The sequence below is a fragment of the Treponema sp. J25 genome (genome assembly GCF_004343725.1).
Lineage (GTDB): Bacteria > Spirochaetota > Spirochaetia > Treponematales > Breznakiellaceae > J25.
In genome coordinates, this window is sequence record NZ_PTQW01000028.1 from 1 (window position 1) to 17848 (window position 17848).

14 protein-coding genes are annotated in these 17848 nt (G+C 52.4%); 3 read left to right on the forward strand and 11 right to left on the reverse strand.

The genetic code is table 11. The features are described 5' to 3' along the window. Positions 1 to 418 precede the first annotated feature (418 nt). From C5O22_RS08775 to C5O22_RS08785, 4 genes are all read right to left on the reverse strand, one after another. Positions 419 to 1864 (reverse strand): GH39 family glycosyl hydrolase, encoded by a 1446-nt coding sequence (locus C5O22_RS08775; RefSeq protein WP_132780996.1) that lies wholly within the window; start codon positions 1862 to 1864, stop codon positions 419 to 421. A gap of 96 nt (positions 1865 to 1960) precedes the next feature. Next, entirely contained in the window at positions 1961 to 2983 is a 1023-nt protein-coding gene (locus C5O22_RS08780; RefSeq protein ID WP_132780998.1) for an acetylxylan esterase, read from the reverse strand. Positions 2984 to 3050: 67 nt separating this feature from the next. Further along, positions 3051 to 3323, reverse strand: a complete 273-nt coding sequence (locus tag C5O22_RS13815) for a DUF6171 family protein (RefSeq protein ID WP_486389496.1) — start codon at positions 3321 to 3323, stop codon at positions 3051 to 3053. Position 3324: 1 nt separating this feature from the next. Then, positions 3325 to 4806: an alpha-N-arabinofuranosidase gene (locus C5O22_RS08785; RefSeq protein ID WP_132780999.1), complete on the reverse strand. Its 1482-nt coding sequence runs from the start codon at positions 4804 to 4806 to the stop codon at positions 3325 to 3327. Between the two features lie 284 nt (positions 4807 to 5090). On the opposite strand from C5O22_RS08785, the gene C5O22_RS08790 reads away from it, so the two are divergent. Continuing rightward, the gene (locus C5O22_RS08790; protein WP_132781001.1) at positions 5091 to 6014 is read left to right on the forward strand and encodes an ArsR/SmtB family transcription factor; all 924 of its coding nucleotides are present in this window, start codon (positions 5091 to 5093) and stop codon (positions 6012 to 6014) included. Between the two features lie 432 nt (positions 6015 to 6446). Here the strand turns inward: C5O22_RS08790 and C5O22_RS08795 are convergent, their stop codons facing one another. Beyond that, positions 6447 to 7820: a glycine--tRNA ligase gene (locus C5O22_RS08795; RefSeq protein ID WP_207895370.1), complete on the reverse strand. Its 1374-nt coding sequence runs from the start codon at positions 7818 to 7820 to the stop codon at positions 6447 to 6449. A gap of 211 nt (positions 7821 to 8031) precedes the next feature. Between C5O22_RS08795 and C5O22_RS08800 the strand changes: the two genes are divergently transcribed. Beyond that, positions 8032 to 8805 (forward strand): hypothetical protein, encoded by a 774-nt coding sequence (locus tag C5O22_RS08800; protein WP_132781003.1) that lies wholly within the window; start codon positions 8032 to 8034, stop codon positions 8803 to 8805. A gap of 177 nt (positions 8806 to 8982) precedes the next feature. On the opposite strand, the gene C5O22_RS08805 is transcribed toward C5O22_RS08800, so the two are convergent. Genes C5O22_RS08805 through C5O22_RS08815 form a run of 3 tightly spaced genes read right to left on the reverse strand, consistent with a single transcriptional unit; the run spans position 8983 to position 12045 of the window. Next, positions 8983 to 9858: an RluA family pseudouridine synthase gene (locus C5O22_RS08805; protein WP_243692916.1), complete on the reverse strand. Its 876-nt coding sequence runs from the start codon at positions 9856 to 9858 to the stop codon at positions 8983 to 8985. Further along, a complete protein-coding gene (locus C5O22_RS08810; protein WP_132781005.1) occupies positions 9855 to 10766 on the reverse strand; it encodes an HAD-IIB family hydrolase in 912 nt (303 codons plus the stop codon). The genes C5O22_RS08805 and C5O22_RS08810 overlap by 4 nt, the downstream gene beginning before the upstream one ends. 10 nt (positions 10767 to 10776) lie before the next feature. Continuing rightward, the gene (locus tag C5O22_RS08815) at positions 10777 to 12045 is read right to left on the reverse strand and encodes a M48 family metallopeptidase (protein ID WP_165910469.1); all 1269 of its coding nucleotides are present in this window, start codon (positions 12043 to 12045) and stop codon (positions 10777 to 10779) included. 103 nt (positions 12046 to 12148) lie between these two features. Between C5O22_RS08815 and C5O22_RS08820 the strand changes: the two genes are divergently transcribed. After that, positions 12149 to 13042 (forward strand): hypothetical protein, encoded by an 894-nt coding sequence (locus C5O22_RS08820; protein ID WP_243692917.1) that lies wholly within the window; start codon positions 12149 to 12151, stop codon positions 13040 to 13042. Positions 13043 to 13184: 142 nt separating this feature from the next. On the opposite strand, the gene ilvB is transcribed toward C5O22_RS08820, so the two are convergent. From ilvB to leuB, 3 genes are read right to left on the reverse strand one after another with little or no spacing between them, the layout of a single operon-like run. After that, positions 13185 to 14906 (reverse strand): biosynthetic-type acetolactate synthase large subunit, encoded by a 1722-nt coding sequence (gene ilvB, locus C5O22_RS08825; protein ID WP_132781009.1) that lies wholly within the window; start codon positions 14904 to 14906, stop codon positions 13185 to 13187. Positions 14907 to 14908: 2 nt separating this feature from the next. Further along, positions 14909 to 16651: a dihydroxy-acid dehydratase gene (gene ilvD, locus C5O22_RS08830; protein ID WP_132781011.1), complete on the reverse strand. Its 1743-nt coding sequence runs from the start codon at positions 16649 to 16651 to the stop codon at positions 14909 to 14911. Between the two features lie 36 nt (positions 16652 to 16687). Next, on the reverse strand, positions 16688 to 17836 hold the full coding sequence (gene leuB / locus C5O22_RS08835) for a 3-isopropylmalate dehydrogenase (RefSeq protein WP_132781012.1): 1149 nt from the start codon (positions 17834 to 17836) through the stop codon (positions 16688 to 16690). Between the last annotated feature and the right edge of the window lie 12 nt (positions 17837 to 17848).

A 17848-nucleotide genomic window follows, 5' to 3' on the forward strand; every position in this document is an offset into this window, starting at 1 on the left:
CCGCAGCCTGGCCCCCCTTCCCTTTCGGCTGGCACCCCAACAGGAGTACCAGGCCCATACCCACCAGCACCAGCCCTAATCGCCAGCGCTGCCCTGCACTTCGTTTCATACATATCCTCCTTAAAAGTCTCTTTATATAGTATCCCGCCTTCTTCGCGAGGATTACTACCTGATGATACAAAACCATTTTTCTATCAATTTATTCGCTACATATTATTCTTCCCTGGTTTCCCTCAATTATACACCGGAGAATTTAAATCTGGCAAGTTTTTTTATCATAAAAAATGTAGTATATCAGAACAAAAAACATAAAACCCCCTAGAAAATTAGGGGGTAAATTAGGGCTATATTAAGTAATATGATGGAAAACAAGAGGAAAAATTCTTTACCCCCGAGGGGTAGAAAAACAGATAAACTACTATTTTTTTATCCGCAACGAAATAGCCACCACCGAATGGGGTGGTAAGGTCACTTTAAAAGTAAGATCACCCTTATTTTCCTGCCATGAAATAGATTCTTGGGATAGCGTCGAAGCATTTATAAGGGTTTGCACTTGTTCATCGGTGAGATACACGGGTTTCCCCATGGCTTCCCATGTTTTCCGAGGATTCCCATGGTTTTCATCGATCCGTTCTACAAGGATTTTTTCTATTTTTTGAACTCCTTTTATAGTGATAACAACTTTTTCTGATTCGATGGGAGAAAGGGGAATCTGATGATTTGTAAGAAGGATCATCAAACCTTCCTCGTTTTTTGTCGCCACCCAATCAACGGTGGAACTGGGACTCTGCACTTCCCCCCAAAGCCGGATTTTCCCAAGCCGAGAAAGGAACTGAAAGGCCCTATAGGAGGGCTTGGGGATCCCATGAATAGTCAACAGGCCAAAACCACCATGGAAGGGCAAAGAACTGAAACCACACTCTTCGAAGATATCGGAAAAAGTCCAGAAAGAATAACAGCCCAGGGGTAAATCCATTATGTCTATCAGGGTCTTTACAATAAAAGCCGCATTATAGGGAATGTCATGGTAGTAATCCCGAGGACTGGGCGAATTATTCCATTCGGTATAATACACCGTCAGGGGCGTCGCATCTTCCACTACCTTTTTGGCCCGCCAGGCCAGCTCTCCCCGTTGTGCTTTGGCCATGCGCTCTTCCATATTGGTCCCCAGACTAAAGGCCAAATCGGTAGGATAATGATGGGTGGAAATAAAATCGAGGGGCACATTTTTGGTTGCGCAAAAGGCTTTTAATTCAGGCACCCAGGCGTCAATGGCGGTAGCAGGCCCTCCCACCTTAAGTTGACTATCCACCTCTTTTATTGCCCGGGCCGCATATTCATAGAGCTTAAAATAGTCTTCCTGCGTACCGGTCCAGAACATATCCAGGTTTGGTTCGTTCCAGACCTCGAAAAACCAGGTCCGAACCTCTTCTTGTCCATAGCGTTCAACCAGATGTTGGGCCAGGGCCTTTATAAGGTGCCCCCATTCTTCATACGAACGGGGGGGAGTGATATTCCCTTTATAATGAAAGACCGTGGTAGAACCGGAAGCCAGGGCGCTTGGCATAAAACTCAGCTCTACAAAGGGCTTCATGCCTATGCTCAGCAAAAAATCAAAGATAGAATCGATGTTGAAAAACGAATATTCAAAGGTTCCCTCTTCGGTGCGGAGACAGACACTCATATCATCGTTTAAGAGTCCGTGGAAACGAACATAGGTAAAGCCCAGTTCTTCTCGGCACTTTTTTAACTGGGCCCGCCAATCTGCCCGGAGGGCCGTAGCCGCATGACAACTACCTACACAACTAAACCAAAACGGATGTAGTATCCCCTGTTTTTTATCAGCAAAGATAGTAAGATTCATGGATAGAGCCCTCCCTTAGGAAAATCTTTTCTTTTACGCTGCCGGGGAAGATCCCCGGCAATTTTTTAACTGTTTTTATATAGCTGGAGGAAATCTTTAGAGCCCCAGCATGAATTCCAAAATGCGATCGTGAAGTCCAGGAAGGTCCTCGTGACCAAAATCGGGGTAAAGGACCACCTGTTTTTTACTTTTTATCTTGTTATACGCCGCATACTGGGTAGAAGGCGGACAAATGGTGTCCATCAGACCTGTTCCCATAAGGACCTCTGCTTTAATACGCGGGGCAAGGTGCTGCACATCAATATACCCAAGGGAAGTAAATACGGCCTGTTCTTTTTCATGGCAGGGATCAAAACGCCGGAACCAGTCCCGCAGTTCCTGGTAGGCATCCTTCGCTAAATCCATCTGCCATACCCGCTGGTAATCCGTCAGGAAGGGATATACCGGCGCAGCCCGGGCGATCCGGGGTTCCAGGGCGGCGCAGGCAAGGGTTAAACCGCCTCCCTGGCTCCAGCCGGTGACCCCGATACGATCCGCATCCACCCATTCCAATGCCATGACCACCCGCACCAGCTGCACCGTATCAAGAAATTGGGACCGGTAATACAGTTTTTCAGGCCTTCCTTCCAGGGCATCGGTAAGCCCCCGCACAATATGGCCACTGAGTGTATTTCCGCGAACTCCCCCTACATCTTCTGATAAGCCCCCCTGGCCCCGACAATCGAGGGCCGCTACAGTAAAGCCCGCCGCTGCAAGCCCGAGGCGAGATTGCCAGTCCCCGCTGCTCCCTGAGTAACCATGGAACTGAACGATGGCGGGGCCCTTTTTGTTTGCCCCCTGCCGACGAAGCAGGGCGGTCCCCACCGGTTTTACCAGTTTAGCATACAGTCGGGCTCCGCCCACACCGGTAAACCAGAGGTCATAATATTCTGCAAAATCCGGTTCTGTTCCCAGGCCGTGGGGAGCTTTTAGAGAAGCGGGCTTAAGTTCGGGATTTGGGTTGGTAGCCGCAAGTTCCTGCAAGGCCCTGGTCCAGTAGTGATCAAAATCGGCCGGTTTTGGGTTTATACCCTGATACTTCTGCAGGGCTTCAAAGCTCATATCAAAGGTTAGTGGCATGATACATCCTCCTTAACCCCACCTTACCAGAGAAAGGGGGAATCAGTAAACAGAAAAGAAAACCGCCCTAAAAAAGCCCAGACCATTTATTTTCTCCCGGATAGGGACAGGAAGCGTCTTTCTTAAGCGCCCGAATATGCACAAAACAGCCACAATATCCACAGGTTTCAGAAGGAAGAAGCCCCTCGCAGGAGTTGCATACCCTAAGTCGCCCGGAATATGCCTTTTCGGAGCAGCATTCAGACGGCGACAATAGGGAACGGCTTTGTCTTACCAGGGCATCCCGCTCCTCTTTTGACATCCCCGTTTTTTCGCAGGATGGACAGAGGGGATCCCTCATTTCATTCGACCTCTACCTTCAGAAGCACCACCGAATGGGCGGGCAAAGAAACCGTCAGACTATTCCCGGAAAACCGTATATCCTTGTATTCAGTGGGAACCACCGCATTGGGTTGCTGGAAGGTGTTATGGGCCTGAAGAGATGGCGCCGTAAGGATGGTCCCCGTACAAAGCCGAAGCGGAGAGCTCTCCAGGGCGATCGTAAGCGGTACAGCCTCTTTTGCGTGGAGATTCGCCACCGTGATATGGATAGTCCCATCGTTCTGCTGGGAAGCGGAAACCGTGAGGGCCGGGACCTTCTCTCCATTCCATTCAAGTACCGGGCCTTCCACGTAACTATCAAGCAAGGTGGCTCCCTGGTGCACCTGATACATGTCGAACACATGATAGGTAGGCGTTTTTACGAGTTTTGCCCCTTCGGTAAGCAGTGGGGCCTGAAGGACGTTCACCAACTGGGCAATGTTGGCCATCTTTACCCGTCCTGCGTGGTTGTTAAAAATATTGAGATGAATTGCCGCAACCAGGGCATCCCGGAGCGTGTTTTGTTGATACAAGAAGCCCGGATTAGTTCCTGGTTCCACCTCATACCAGGTGCCCCATTCGTCTACAATAAGACCTACTTTCCCCTCTGGATCATACCGATCCATGATGGTACTGTGTCGCTGGACCAGTTGTTCCATGTAGAGGGCCTTTTGCATGGTTTCGTACCAGTCATCTTCAGAGAATTGGGTGGCCGAGTTCTTCTTAGCCCAACCTCCCGGTACGGTATAATAATGAAGGGAAAGGCCCTGCATAAAACGGCCCGCTTCCCGCATCAATACCTCTGTCCAGTGATAATCGTCTCCCGCCGGTCCACAGGCTATTTTGTAAATGGGGTTGGGCCCATACTGTCGAACGTAGGTTTGGTAACGTCGATAGAGGTCTGCATAGTATTCGGCGCGCATATTGCCACCACATCCCCAGTTTTCATTACCCACCCCAAAATAGGGAAGTCTCCAGGGCTTTTCTCGGCCATTTGAACGGCGCCAATTGGCCATCGGGGACTCCCCTTCAAAGGTGATATATTCTACCCATTCGGACATCTCCTGAACGGTGCCACTCCCCAGATTTCCACAAATATAGGGCTCACATTCCAGGAGTTCACAGAGTTCCAGAAACTCATGGGTACCAAAATGGTTATTCTCTACCACCCCACCCCAGTGGGTGTTTATCATCCGTTTTCGGTTTGCATAGGGTCCTATACCATCTTTCCAGTGGTATTCATCGGCAAAGCAGCCCCCCGGCCAGCGAAGTACCGGAATTTTAATTTTTTTAAGCGCCTCCAGCACATCCTTTCGATAACCCTGAATATTGGGGATAGCTGAATCTTCCCCAACCCACAACCCCTCGTAGATACAACGACCCAAATGCTCTGAGAAATGGCCATAGATTTCCCGGGCTATAGTAGGGCCTTTTTTGTGTGTAGATATAACAAGCTGAGCCATTTAAGGTACCCCTTTAACCATCAATAGCGTCGTACCGTCATACAGCGGCGCTAAATCATAAAAGTTATACACCCCTCTTCTTTAATTGTCAATCATACTTATCGTTCTATATCAATATAAATAATACAATATTCTTATGTGATTTAATAAAAAGGTGGCACAAAAAATTAGGGACCCTTTCCAGGCCCTTTTTTCTGAATTAAATTTTATTTCAGAGTATCCGAATATTCCTCTCGCCTTTCAAGCCCTTTTCATTATATCAAAATCTATGATATACTATGAAAATGGAACACAATGACCGATTTTTGATCCTGAACACCCGGGATGATCAGGAGATTATCGAAGCCCTGGGTTCGAGTATTCGTTTAAATATCTTGAATCTTCTTGTTCGGGAAACCCTTAACGTGAATGAAATCGCCCAGCGACTACAACTTCCCCAATCGACCGTGGCTACCAATATAGCGGTGTTGGAACGGGCTGGGCTCATCCATACCGAAGTTGTAAGCGCAAAAAAAGGAAATCAAAAACGGTGTTCCGCCGCCTTTGACGAAATTCTCATCCAACTCGTTCGAGATGAGCCCCCTGCAGAGGATACCATCGAAGTAGAAATGCCGATTGGCCTTTTTACCAATTTTCAGGTTTCAGCCCCCTGTGGGCTTTGTTCTACTACGGGAATTATCGGTTACCTGGATGTACCGGATTCATTCCTTAATCCTGACAGGATGAGTGCAGGTTTGCTCTGGTTCGAAACCGGTTTTGTAGAGTACCAGTTTCCCAATAATAGCCTGTACACCCATAAACCCCTCAAGGCCCTCGAGGTAAGCGCCGAGCTCTCTTCAGAGACTCCCGGTACTAACCCCAACTGGCTTTCCGACATTACCCTCTGGATAAATGGGATAGAAGTAGGCACCTGGACGAGCCCCGGTGATTTTGGGGATCGGCGAGGAAAATTCACCCCCGAATGGTGGAAGCTCGAAGGGTCCCAATATGGGCTCCTTAAGAAATGGCTTGTGACCGATGCGGGGTCCTTTGTCGATGGGGTCCAGGTTTCTTCTGTAACCCTCCCTGACTTACACCTAAAAGAACATCACTCTATCCGGGTCCGGCTTGGGGTTAAAGAAGATGCGGTTCACCCTGGCGGCATCAACATCTTTGGCCGAGGTTTTGGAAACTACAACCAGGCCATTATTCTGCGCCTTCATTTTTAGGGTTTTAGCGGAGGGGTGTGAATGTGGTGTAGGGGCAACGCTTTTATTTTGTAGAGAAACACCCTAGGAAAAATAAAAGGCCTTCATCTTAAGGAAGACCCCCGCCTCCCTAGAAATTCGGGGGCCTTACTATAGATAATTCATGATAGCTCCCATCATTGGGGGAGATTTTAGTAAAAAACTACGTTTACTCCAAATTAATAGGGTAACAATTTCTGCGCAGGTAAAAATGGGAAATATCAGCGTTATAGGATTTTCTTTTACAATGCGGTATAAGAGCTAACGATGGAATAGATGGCCGGGGGGGCCGGGGGCCGCGGAAGAGGGGGCGACAAAATGGGGAGGGGGCAATAGGCTGCAATCAGGGTGCCCCCGGAGAAGGGGGTGGGCCGGGACCGAGGCCCGGCCCAGGGGGAAGGCCTTCCCCCTCCCCTACTTTATCCGCTTATAGTTTTTTATTTCCTCTTTGATGCGCTGAACAAGGTCGGCGCGGCGGACCCGCACCTGCTCCATACTGTCCCGGAAACGGAGGGTCACCGTCTGGTCTTCTTTGGTCTGGTAGTCGATGGTGACGCAGAAGGGGGTGCCTACTTCGTCCTGGCGGCGATAGCGGCGGCCGATGGCGCCGGACTGGTCGTAGTCGGTGGCGAAATCCTCCCGTAATTCATTGCGGATTTCCTGGGCCAGTTCGGCCAGGCCGTCTTTTTTCATAAGGGGGAGCACTGCCACGGTGATGGGCGCCAGGTTCGGGTGGAAGCGGAGCACCGTCCGGATGTCGTCCGCGTCGCCGTTGTCGGCCACCTTTTCTTCGTCATAGGCGTCGCAGAGGAGCATGAGGAGGCTCCGGGTAAGGCCCGCGGAGGTTTCGATGATGTAGGGGATGTAGCGTTCGTTGTTATTATCCTGGTCGATGTACTTCAGGTCCTTGCCGCTGTACTGCATGTGGCGGGAAAGGTCGTAGTCGGAGCGGTTGTGGATGCCTTCCAGTTCTTTCCAGCCCATGGGGAAGAGGTACTCGATGTCGTAGGCGTCCTTGGCGTAGTGGGCCAGTTCTCCCGGTCCATGGCGGTGCCAGCGCAGGTGGTCCATCTTGACGCCCATCTTTTCGTAGTACTTCCAGCGCCGCTCCCGCCAAATCTGGAACCATTCTTCGTCCGTCCCGGGTTTTACGAAGAACTGCATTTCCATCTGTTCGAATTCGCAGGTCCGGAAAATAAAGTTTTTGGTGACGATTTCGTTGCGGAAGGCCTTACCGACCTGGGCAATGCCGAAGGGGATTTTCATCCGGTTACTCTGGATGATGTTTTTATAGTTTACGTAGATACCCTGGGCGGTTTCGGGCCGCAGGTAAATGACGCTGGAAGTATCTTCCACGGGTCCAATGTGGGTTTTGAACATCAGGTTAAACTTGCGGGTGTCGGTGAGTTCTCCGCCACATTCGGGGCATTCCTTTTTTGCAAGCTTATCGGGATCGATCTGGTCCGCCCGGAAACGGGCCTTACATTTTTTGCAATCCACCAGGGGATCGGTGAAATTTTCCACGTGCCCTGAGGCTTCCCATACCCGGGGGTGCATGAGGATCGCCGCATCGAGCCCCACGATGTCATCGTGAAGCTGGGTCATCTCTTTCCACCAATAGCGCTGGATGCGGTTCTTAAGTTCGATGCCGAGGGGTCCATAGTCCCAGGCGCCACTCTGTCCGCCATAGATTTCGGAAGATTGAAACACAAAACCACGTCGCTTGGCGAGGGACGTGATTTTTTCCATCGTTGCAGGTCCCTGGTACTCTTGCAATTCTTCTGCCATGAGCAACTCCTTGTATCATGCCGTCCGAATTAGGTGCCGCGGGATGCGACCCTACCGGATCGGGCGGGGTTTTTACCGCGGGATGCGGCCCACCCCTGTCTAGGGAAGCATGGTACCATAAAAAGCTTAGGGTTGGCGAGGGGCTAAAATCAGACTTCTGTTTCCCTGGGAACCCTCGACCAAAAGGGGCGTTCAGGTTATACTGCACATCATGATAGGGTTCTTACTAAAGAAGACTTTTTACGATTTGTGGGATAACCTTTTTCGGCTGGTGCTGGTAAATCTGGGCTTTATCCTTTCTGCGGCCATTCCCTTTGCGCTTCCGATGTTTCTGGAACATATGCCGATTCTGGGAATGGTGCTCCTGGTGGGGGGCATCCTCTGGCTTTGTATTTACCTGGCGGCCACGGCAATGGTGGTAAAAGAGATTTCGGACTACAAAAGTTTTGGATTCAGTGAGTTCTTTGCCGCCATTCCCCATGCGGTGGTGCCCGGGCTTGCCTTCGCGGGGCTGGGGGTACTTGTCTGGCTTCTCGGTTCCACGGCGATCCCTTTTTATTTAAAAATGGGAAACCTGTTGGGGCTTTTTGCCGCATCCCTCGTTTTCTGGACCCTGGTGGTGGTGATTCTGGCCCTGCAGTTCTTCCTGACTATCCAGGCTCGGCTGGATCGGCGCCTTTTAAAGGGGCTCAAAAAATCCTTCATCATCTTTTTTGACAATCCTGGGCTCTGCGTTTTTTCTTTTCTCCACAACATAGTAATCCTGGCGATTTCTTTCTTTCTTGCCTTTCTTGCCCCGGGGCCGGCGGGGATCCTTCTTTTTATGGACGAAGCCCTGAGGCTCAGGCTTCTTAAGTACGACTGGCTCGAAGCACACCCTGAGGCAGATCGCAAGAAGATCCCCTGGGATGAGCTTTTAGAAGAGGAACGGGAAAAAACGGGAACCCGCTCTCTGCGAAGCTTTATTTTCCCGTGGAAGGATTAGGTAGGCACCTAAAAAGGGGATACTCCTAAAGGGAAGAAAGCCAGGCATCCGTAGAGGATCTTCTTAATTAGAGGGGAGGCCTTGCTTCACGGCGGGCCCTCAGGGGAGAGGGAGTTTTCTTCTCTTCTACCCGTTTTCTATCCGCCGTGGCCCCGCCCATCCTCTTACTCTTGGCTCTCACAAAAACAGAGGACCTTTATATTCCCTTAACAGGGCCCGCCTGAACTCTGCAGGGGGTGGCACAGAAAATTCCATGGGGGCATGGGTTACAGGATGATAAAAAGAAAGGAGCTCTGCGTGGAGCAAGAGCCGTTCCTTACCAGGGCTCGGGCGATACCCAGGCTCTTTTGTTCTCCTATATCGGTTATCCTGATGAATGTCCTGGGGGGACCCAGGGTAACGGTCGGAAACGAGGCCCGACCTTCGAGGGGTCTGCTCTTGAGGGCGATTTCCGTACTTTGTGTCTCCCACCACAGGATAGCCGATAGCCGCAAGGTGCACCCGAATCTGGTTCTTCCTTCCTGTTTCTAATTCCAGAGAAAGGAGCGTCCTGCGAGGTCCCCGCTGGAGTACTCTCCAGTGGGTCACCGCCTGCAGCCCCCGCCCCGGCGGAGCTACCACCATTCGACCGTTGCGGTCCTCCATAAGGGGTAGGTCGATAGTTCCTTCTTCGCCCTGGACAACCCCTTCTACCACCGCCACATACTGACGACGAATCACCAGTTCATCCCAATGTTCCATAAGGGTCTTTTTTGTTGCCGCCGATTTGGCGAACACCATGACCCCCGACGTGTCCCGGTCGAGCCGGTGGACCACCGCAACCTGCTGCATCTTGCCCCGGCGGCGCAGGTATTCATTCAGGATCCAGTAGGCTGTCCGGTCCCGCTGTCCGCCGGCGGCTACCGAAAGGAGCCCTGCGGGCTTATCTACCACAAGGATAGCATCATCTTCGTACAGGATTTTCATCCCCAGGGGCAGCTTCCAGGACCGGGTTTTCTCTGACGCGGGCCGGCGGGGCCGGTGTGGGTTTTCTCCCCCTTCTGTGTTTTTCATAGCCCTTCCCTGCGAGGACCTCCCCGGGAATCCTCATGGACAGTGCCAGCGGAATTGCCGATGGAGTTTCTGATGGGACTGCCGCCGGTTGAACTTCCACTGCCACGGCGGAGACTAAGGAGCTGTTCGGCGATTTCGGCAAACCCGTCGCCGCCGTCCCGGTTTGCCACAAAGGCGGGCCCGTGTTTTATAAGATGGGTATAGTTTCTGATATTTGCCACCGCGCAGGAAAGGGGAAAGGCGGCAAACATGGGCTCGTCGTTGGGGGAGTCTCCCACAAAGATCACCTCTTCCTTCCCCTCTGCCGGATCCCAGCCGAACCGTTCGCGCAGAAAATCCCGGGCCATAGAAAGCTTGTCGTAGTTACCCATCCACATATTTACATGGATTGAGGAAACCTTGGCATGGGCGCCATGGGACCTCGCAAGCTCCGCCACCCGGACCGCCGTGTCTAAAGGGAGAACCGGCTCTTCTTCGGCAAAATCCACGGCTATGTCAAAGAGCCTGAAGGGCTGGTCCTTGGCAACCCTGAGCCGTGCATCAATCTGAAGAACTTCCGTGAGTATGTCCTTTAACCGGGGGTCGCTGTTCCGCACCGCATGAGGATGGAAGTACTGCTTAAGTACCGGAAGGCCCTCACCGCCTGTGGTGGCTTCCTCCCAGAATACCAGGGCGCCGTTCTCGCCCACCACCGCATCCACCGGCCACTGGCGGGCAATCAGGTCGCACCACCCCGCGGGGCGGCCCGTGACGGGGATACACCGGAGACCGGCACTGTGGAGGTCCCAAAGGGCCCGATATGCCTCAGGCACTAACTTTCCCTCTTTGGTAAGGGTATCATCGATATCCATGAGAACATATTTTACTCCCCGGGCCTGGGTATCCGTAAGTTCCTGTATAGGACGCATGGTGATTCCTTCAAGTTGTTATTTCTTCAAAGGGGTGGCTTTTTGTGGCTTTTTCCACCGCCGCAAGGCGCTGGAGCACCGGCGGATGGCTATAATGAAACAGCACATACCAGGGATGCGGATAAAGGTCCGAGAGGTTCTGCACAAAGAGCTTTTTAAGCGCCCGGCTGTACCACAACGGCGCGGTATGGGCGACCGCAAAGGCATCGGCCTCATACTCAAAACGACGGCTTATGGCAAGAAGGATAAGGTTTTCCACCACCGTGATAGGGGTATACAGGATAAAAAAGGCAAACAAATTCAGGTGAACCCCATAGGCTGTCGCCCCTAAGGCCAAGGAAAGGGATTCGGAAGTAAGTACCAGCGACAGCACCGTGAGGGTAATACAAATAGAAAGGCCTGAAAAAAAGAGATTCCGGCGGACATGGCCTTTTTTATAGTGACCAATCTCGTGGGCCAGAATGGAAAGAATTTCCTCTGTATCATGTTGTTCAAGAAGGGTGTCAAAAAGAACTATCTTTTTAAAACGGCCAAGTCCTGAAAAATAGGCATTGCTTTTACGGCTTCGCTTAGAGGCATTCATCACATAGATACCACCGAGGGGAAAGTCCGTCTTAGTCGCCAGGTCGGTAATAGCTTCTGTAAGGGGGCCCTCCGGGAGGGGACTAAGCTTATTAAAAAGTGGAACAATCAGGGTGGTATACAAAGAAGAAATGAGTAACACCAGGGCCCAGAGGGCAAGACCAAAAACTACAGGAAAGAGGGGGCCCAGATGTTCAAAGGTAACATAAAAGAGATACCACACAAGGCTCCCGAAAAGAGCGGTTAGTAACAATCCCTTAAGTTCATCGGCAACGAAGGTCCCCCATCGCTTGGTATTAAACCCATAGCGGGCTTCGATGGAAAAATCAAAATAGGCCTTAAAAGGAAGCCCCAGAACCCAAGAAAACAGGTAGAGAACTCCAAAAAAGAGGAGCCCCCGCCAGAAGGGAGTAACCGCCAGGGTGGTAATCCAGCCATCAAGCCAGCCGGGCCCTCGGAACAGTAAGAACAAAAGCAGCACGATGAACGACACAAGACCTTCTGCCAGCTGGAACAATTCCTTTTCTCGATTATAGGAAAGAAGGCGGTGATATTGTTCCCTATCGATAAAGCCCTCAAAGGTATTTGGAATCTCCGGTCGAGGATACCGCAGATTGAGCCCATCCACCACAAAGGAAAGACCGTTAAAGGCCCCATATACCAGAATAAGCACATAAAACCAGAGTTGTGTTTCCATACCCCCCATAGTATCACTTTTTTCTTTTTTCGGTGAGCCCTTTGTGTTTTTTACCAATAGGCTCTCCCTTAAATAAGAGGAGTTGTGATACAATAAAGCCGATATGATGATAACAGTGCATCCTTCTGTATGGCGTATAGAAGATCCGGAAACAAAAAAACAGTACCGGCTTATGTTAATGTTTGAAGACGATGGGACCCTGGTCATTGCCGAAACCTCACAGGAAACACCCCAGATTCTGCATCGGCAACAACTGAGTACATTTCCTTCGGATAAGGTGGTTCAGGATATTATCGCCGAGGTTCTCCATATCTCTCAGCCGCGGGTTGTTCCTATTAATCCTCATGTAGAACTTGATGACTCCGCCCTCCAGGGGCTCAAGAAAATGCCCGTGGACATCTTCAATAATGATTACCTGGATGAAATGAAGCCGAGGGCTCTGGTTCTTTGTACCGACCTTCGTAATTTTAGCCGCTTTCTCCGGGATTATGAGGAAAGCCGGGTATTCAAGCTTATTAAGGAATTTACCTCTAACTTTCTCTCCTGTGTGAACCAGTTTGGGTATGGCTGTTCTTACTATAAACTTCTGGGGGATGGGGCCCTCATCATCTGGGATGAAACTACCGAAGACACCATCCGGGAAGCCCTTATGGTGTTTGACACCTACGTGGAATTTCTTGAAACCGACCTTTTCTGTGAACATCCTCAGCTTGGCTTAGGAGGGTCCCTCGTTTCAGAAACCCTGTATAAATACGAGATCTCCGCCGAAGCTTCCCAGCTTAAGTATCGGGATTATGTGGGCTACGGGATAAACCTGGCATGCCGCATCCAGGCCTTAGCAGAAAAGAACCAACTGGTTATCAATAAAAGCCTGGCCCAATCGGGGCTCATCCCCTATACCGAAATAACCCATCCCGCAATCCTGGAAGAACTAAGGCGTCTCAAAGGGCTAAAAGAAGAGGACCAAGAGATTGTTTATTGTTATCGGAAAGAATAGGAGTTAATACGCTTTTTTTGAAAATTTTTCTCCCTATGGTCAGCCTGCCGTAAGACAGGGTTACTTACCGGAAGAAAGCGTATCATAATCACAAAAAAAAGGCCCCGACCTTTGTCGGAGCCTTCTGCAATTTTACCTTCTTTTACAGGATTTGTTCGTCGATAGCCTTGCCACCAGGCACCATGGGGAGCACCTGTTCATCCATGTCGATAATTGCTTCAATCAAGGCGGTATGGCCATCACTGATATTCTTGAGAGCCTTTTCCAGGGCTGCCACAAAAGATTTTTCATCCTCTGCTCGGTATCCATGGGCGCTATACGCCTCGGCAAGTTTCACAAAGTCCGGTGGCCTATCCAGGGTGGTCTCGGCATACCGTTCATCATAAAAGAGGGTTTGCCACTGACGCACCATCCCTAACACCCGGTTATTCAAAATCACTATGAGGATAGGTAAGTGATAGTTAGCACTGGTTGCAAGTTCCCCACAGTTCATACGGAAGGACCCATCGCCCGTAAAGAGGACCACCGACCGATCCGGATGGGCCCGCTTCGCACCCAGTGCAAGTCCCATGCCACACCCCATAGTTCCAAGGCCCCCTGAGGTAAGGAAAGAACGGGATTTATTTATAGGATAGAATTGGGCCGCCCACATTTGATGCTGACCCACATCGGTGGCAACGATAACCTCGGGACCCAGGCGACGGGCAACCTCTTCCATAATAAACCGTGGGTGCAGCGGAACAGGTCGACTATGGGCTTCGGGAACTATCTTTTTGAGCTCCGCCACATCCCCGTTCCAGTCACTTTCCATTCTTTCAGGTAACTGTTCTAGAAGACTCTGTAACACCACCTTTACGTCCCCAATAATCCATTGCTCGGAACGGATATTCTTGTTGATTTCCGCAGGATCGATATCAATGTGAAGAATTTTTGCAGAGGGGGCAAATTTATCGGCCCGGCTTACCACCCGATCGGAGAAGCGGGCCCCGATGGCGATAACCAGGTCTGCCTTCTGGATCGCCTTATTGCTGGCCACGCTTCCGTGCATGCCGATCATACCCGTATTCAGGGGATGATCGTGGGGAATGGCCCCCTTTCCCATAAGGCTTAAGGCCACCGGTGCATTCAGCCGTTCCACAAAGGCCCGCAATTCTGTGGCCGCATCGGCGATATGCACCCCTCCGCCAGCATAGATAAAGGGCCGCTTCGCCTGGGTAATAAGCTGTACCGCCGCCGTTATGTCTTCTTCGGTAAAGGTCGATCGCTTTGACCGTGCCGAGAGGCGGGCGGCCCGGGCCAGGGCAACGGGGCTCTGGTGTTCTTCGGGAACATGCTGAGAGCGGGGGGTCCACTCGCAGACCGCGGCGGTAACGTCCTTAGGGATATCGATTAACACTGGCCCGGGCCGCCCCGAGGCCGCCACGATAAAGGCTTCCCGCACCACTTCGGCCAGGTCCCGCACATCCTTGACAATCCAGTTGTGCTTGGTAATGGGCATGGTGATGCCCGCAATATCCACCTCCTGGAAACTATCTTTGCCCAAAAGATTGGTGGCCACGTTGCCGGTAATCGCCACAATAGGAACCGAATCCATGTAGGCCGTGGCAATGCCGGTTACCAGATTGGTAGCCCCCGGCCCAGAGGTAGCAATACAGACCCCCACTTTACCGGTGGAGCGGGCATACCCATCCGCCGCATGGGCCGCGTGCTGTTCATGGCTTGTCAGCACATGGCGGATCCGATCCCGATGTTTGTACAGTTCATCGTAGATAAAAAGAACAGCTCCGCCGGGATACCCAAAGACGGTATCCACCCCCTGTTCTATCAAAGATTCTATTAAAATCCGGGCACCTGTGTATTGCATGGCTACTCTCCTTTGAATATGGCCCCCTGGGCCGCAGAACTCACCTGGCGGGCATAGCGAGCCAGGTATCCATGGTTCACCTTTGGCGGCGGGGCCTTCCATTCCTTTCGTCGCCGTTCAATTTCCACCTCATCCACTAAGAGATCGAGCCGGCCCGCCTCAATATCAATCTGAATAGAATCCCCCTCCTGGATAAGGGCGATGAGTCCCCCTTCGGCGGCTTCCGGCGATACGTGTCCTATGGCGGCCCCCTTCGTGGCCCCCGAGAAACGACCATCGGTGATAAGGGCCACCGATGCATCAAGTCCCCGGCCAGCCAGGGCGGCAGTTGGGGCAAGCATCTCCTTCATCCCGGGGCCGCCTTTGGGCCCTTCGTAACGGATTACCACCACATCCCCTTCTTTAATTTTGCCCGCCATAATTGCCTCGAAGGCCGCTTCTTCCGAATCAAAAACCCGGGCCGGCCCGCGATGGCGCATCATGTGGGGGGCCACCGCACTCTTTTTAACAATGGCCCCATCGGGGGCAAGGTTGCCTCGCAGAGCCATAAGCCCACCGGTGGGTGAATAGGGATTCTCTATGGGACGAATCACCGCGGGGTTGCGATTATAGGCGGTGCGAATCGCATCCGCGATGGTACCATAGACGGTCTTTGCAGAGGTATCTATCAGGTTTTTCTTCGCCAGTTCCTTCAGAACCGCCTGTACTCCACCAGCCGCATAAAGGTCTTCAATATGGGTTTGGCTTGCCGGAGCAAGTCGACAGAGGTTTGGGGTTACCGCACTCACCTCGTTCAATATATCCAGGGTAAGCCGTACCCCCGCTTCGTGGGCAATGGCTGGCAGATGGAGGGCCGTATTGGTTGAACACCCCAGGGCCATATCCAGGGCCAGGGCGTTGCGGAAGGCCTGTTCTGTCATGATGTCCCGGGGTTTCAGGTTCTGTTCAAGGACCTTCATCACCAGCATGCCCGCCTGCTTGGCAAGACGGATGCGTTCGGCGTACACCGCGGGGATTGTCCCGTTGCCGGGGAGTCCCATTCCCAAGGCTTCGGTAACACAGTTCATGGAGTTGGCCGTAAACATACCCGCGCAGGACCCACAGCCGGGGCAGGCATTATTTTCCAGTTCCAGGAGTTCCGCTTCGCTCATCCGGCCGGCCCCTACGGCTCCCACCGCCTCAAATACCGTGGTAAGGCTTACGGGCCGTCCGGGATTGGCCTGGGCCTCAGGTCCTCCCGCGTTTCCACCAGAAGGGGCTGACGTCGTGGCTGTTCCAGAGGGTACCGGGCCATAGGAGCGGCCCGCTAACATGGGCCCACCGGACACAAAGACCGCGGGGATATTGAGCCGGGCCGCGGCCATGAGCATGCCCGGTACAATCTTGTCGCAGTTGGGGATGTACACCACCGCATCAAAGGCGTGGGCCATTACCATACATTCAATCGAATCAGCAATGAGTTCCCGGGTAACCAGGGAATAACGCATCCCCTCGTGGCCCATGGCGATTCCGTCACAGACCCCGATAACCGGGAACTCGATAGGTACACCCCCGGCCATACGGATCCCATCGGCTACCGCCCGGGCTACCTTGTCTAGATGAATGTGGCCCGGTACGATTTCACTCCGCGCTACCGCTACACCGATGAGGGGCCGCTGTAGTTCTTCATCAATAAATCCCATGGATTTAAACAGGGACCGGTGGGGCGCACGGGCTACCCCTTTCTTTACGGAATCGCTTCTCATAGTGCTTCTCCTTCGTATGCCGGCCTGGGCCGGTTTTTACACAGAAACCGCTTCCAGGGCTTCCAGCACCGCCTTGCCCATGGCAACGGTTCCCACAATCTTCTCCTTTGTTAAACCTGCCCCTTTGGAGGCAATGTCCTTCGTTCGATATCCCCTATCCAGGGTAAGCTCCACCGCCTTTTCGATAGCCTGGGCCTCTTTCTCAAGCCCAAAGGAATAACGTAAGAGGAGCGCCGCCGATAAAATGGTGGCAAGGGGATTGGCCACATCCTGACCGGCAATATCCGGCGCCGAACCATGGATGGGTTCGTAGAGTCCCATGGTTACGGGTTTTCCATTTTTCACGTTACTTGTATCGGGGTCTCCCAGGCTTGCGGAGGGAAGCATGCCGATAGAACCGGTAAGGACGCTGGCCTCATCGGAAAGGATGTCCCCAAAGAGATTGCTCGTCACAATCACATCGAATTGCCCCGGCGCCCGAACAAGCTGCATGGCACAGTTATCCACATACATGTAGGTGGTTTCGATATCGGGATACTCGGGGGCTACTCTGGCGGCCACTTCCCGCCAGAGCCGGCTCGATTCAAGGACGTTCGCCTTATCCACCACACAGAGCTTCTTCCGCCGTACCGCCGCGGCCCGATAGCCCGCCCGCAGCACCCGTTCAATCTCTGTTTTGGAATAGGTTTCCGTATCAAAGGCAGATTCGCCATCGCTGCTGCGCCCCCGCTCGCCAAAGTAGAGGCCCCCCGTCAGTTCCCGCACAATCAAGAGGTCAAAGGTGGCCTTTCCTTCGGGATGACTTGCGGTAAGAACATCTTCCTTTATCGGGCAGGCCTCTTTGAGCTGAGGCAAAAGCCGGGCAGGCCTGAGGTTGGCGTACACCCCCAGCCCCGCCCGTAGGCCCAAGAGGGCCCGTTCAGGCCGGAGATGTCCCGGCAGGGTTTCCCATTTGGGGCCACCAACCGCCCCCAAAAGCACCGCATCGCAGGATTTAGCCGCTTCCAGGGTGTCCGCCGGTAAGGGCTCTCCCGTGGCATCGATGGCACAACCGCCCGCTAAAAGTTCTACATAATTAAAGGTGTGTCCAAAGCGGTCTCCCACCGCATCAAGGACTTCCACCGCCTGGTGGACTACATCCGGTCCAATGCCATCCCCCGGTACCAGGGCTATTGAATAGGTCATCGTTATTCCTCC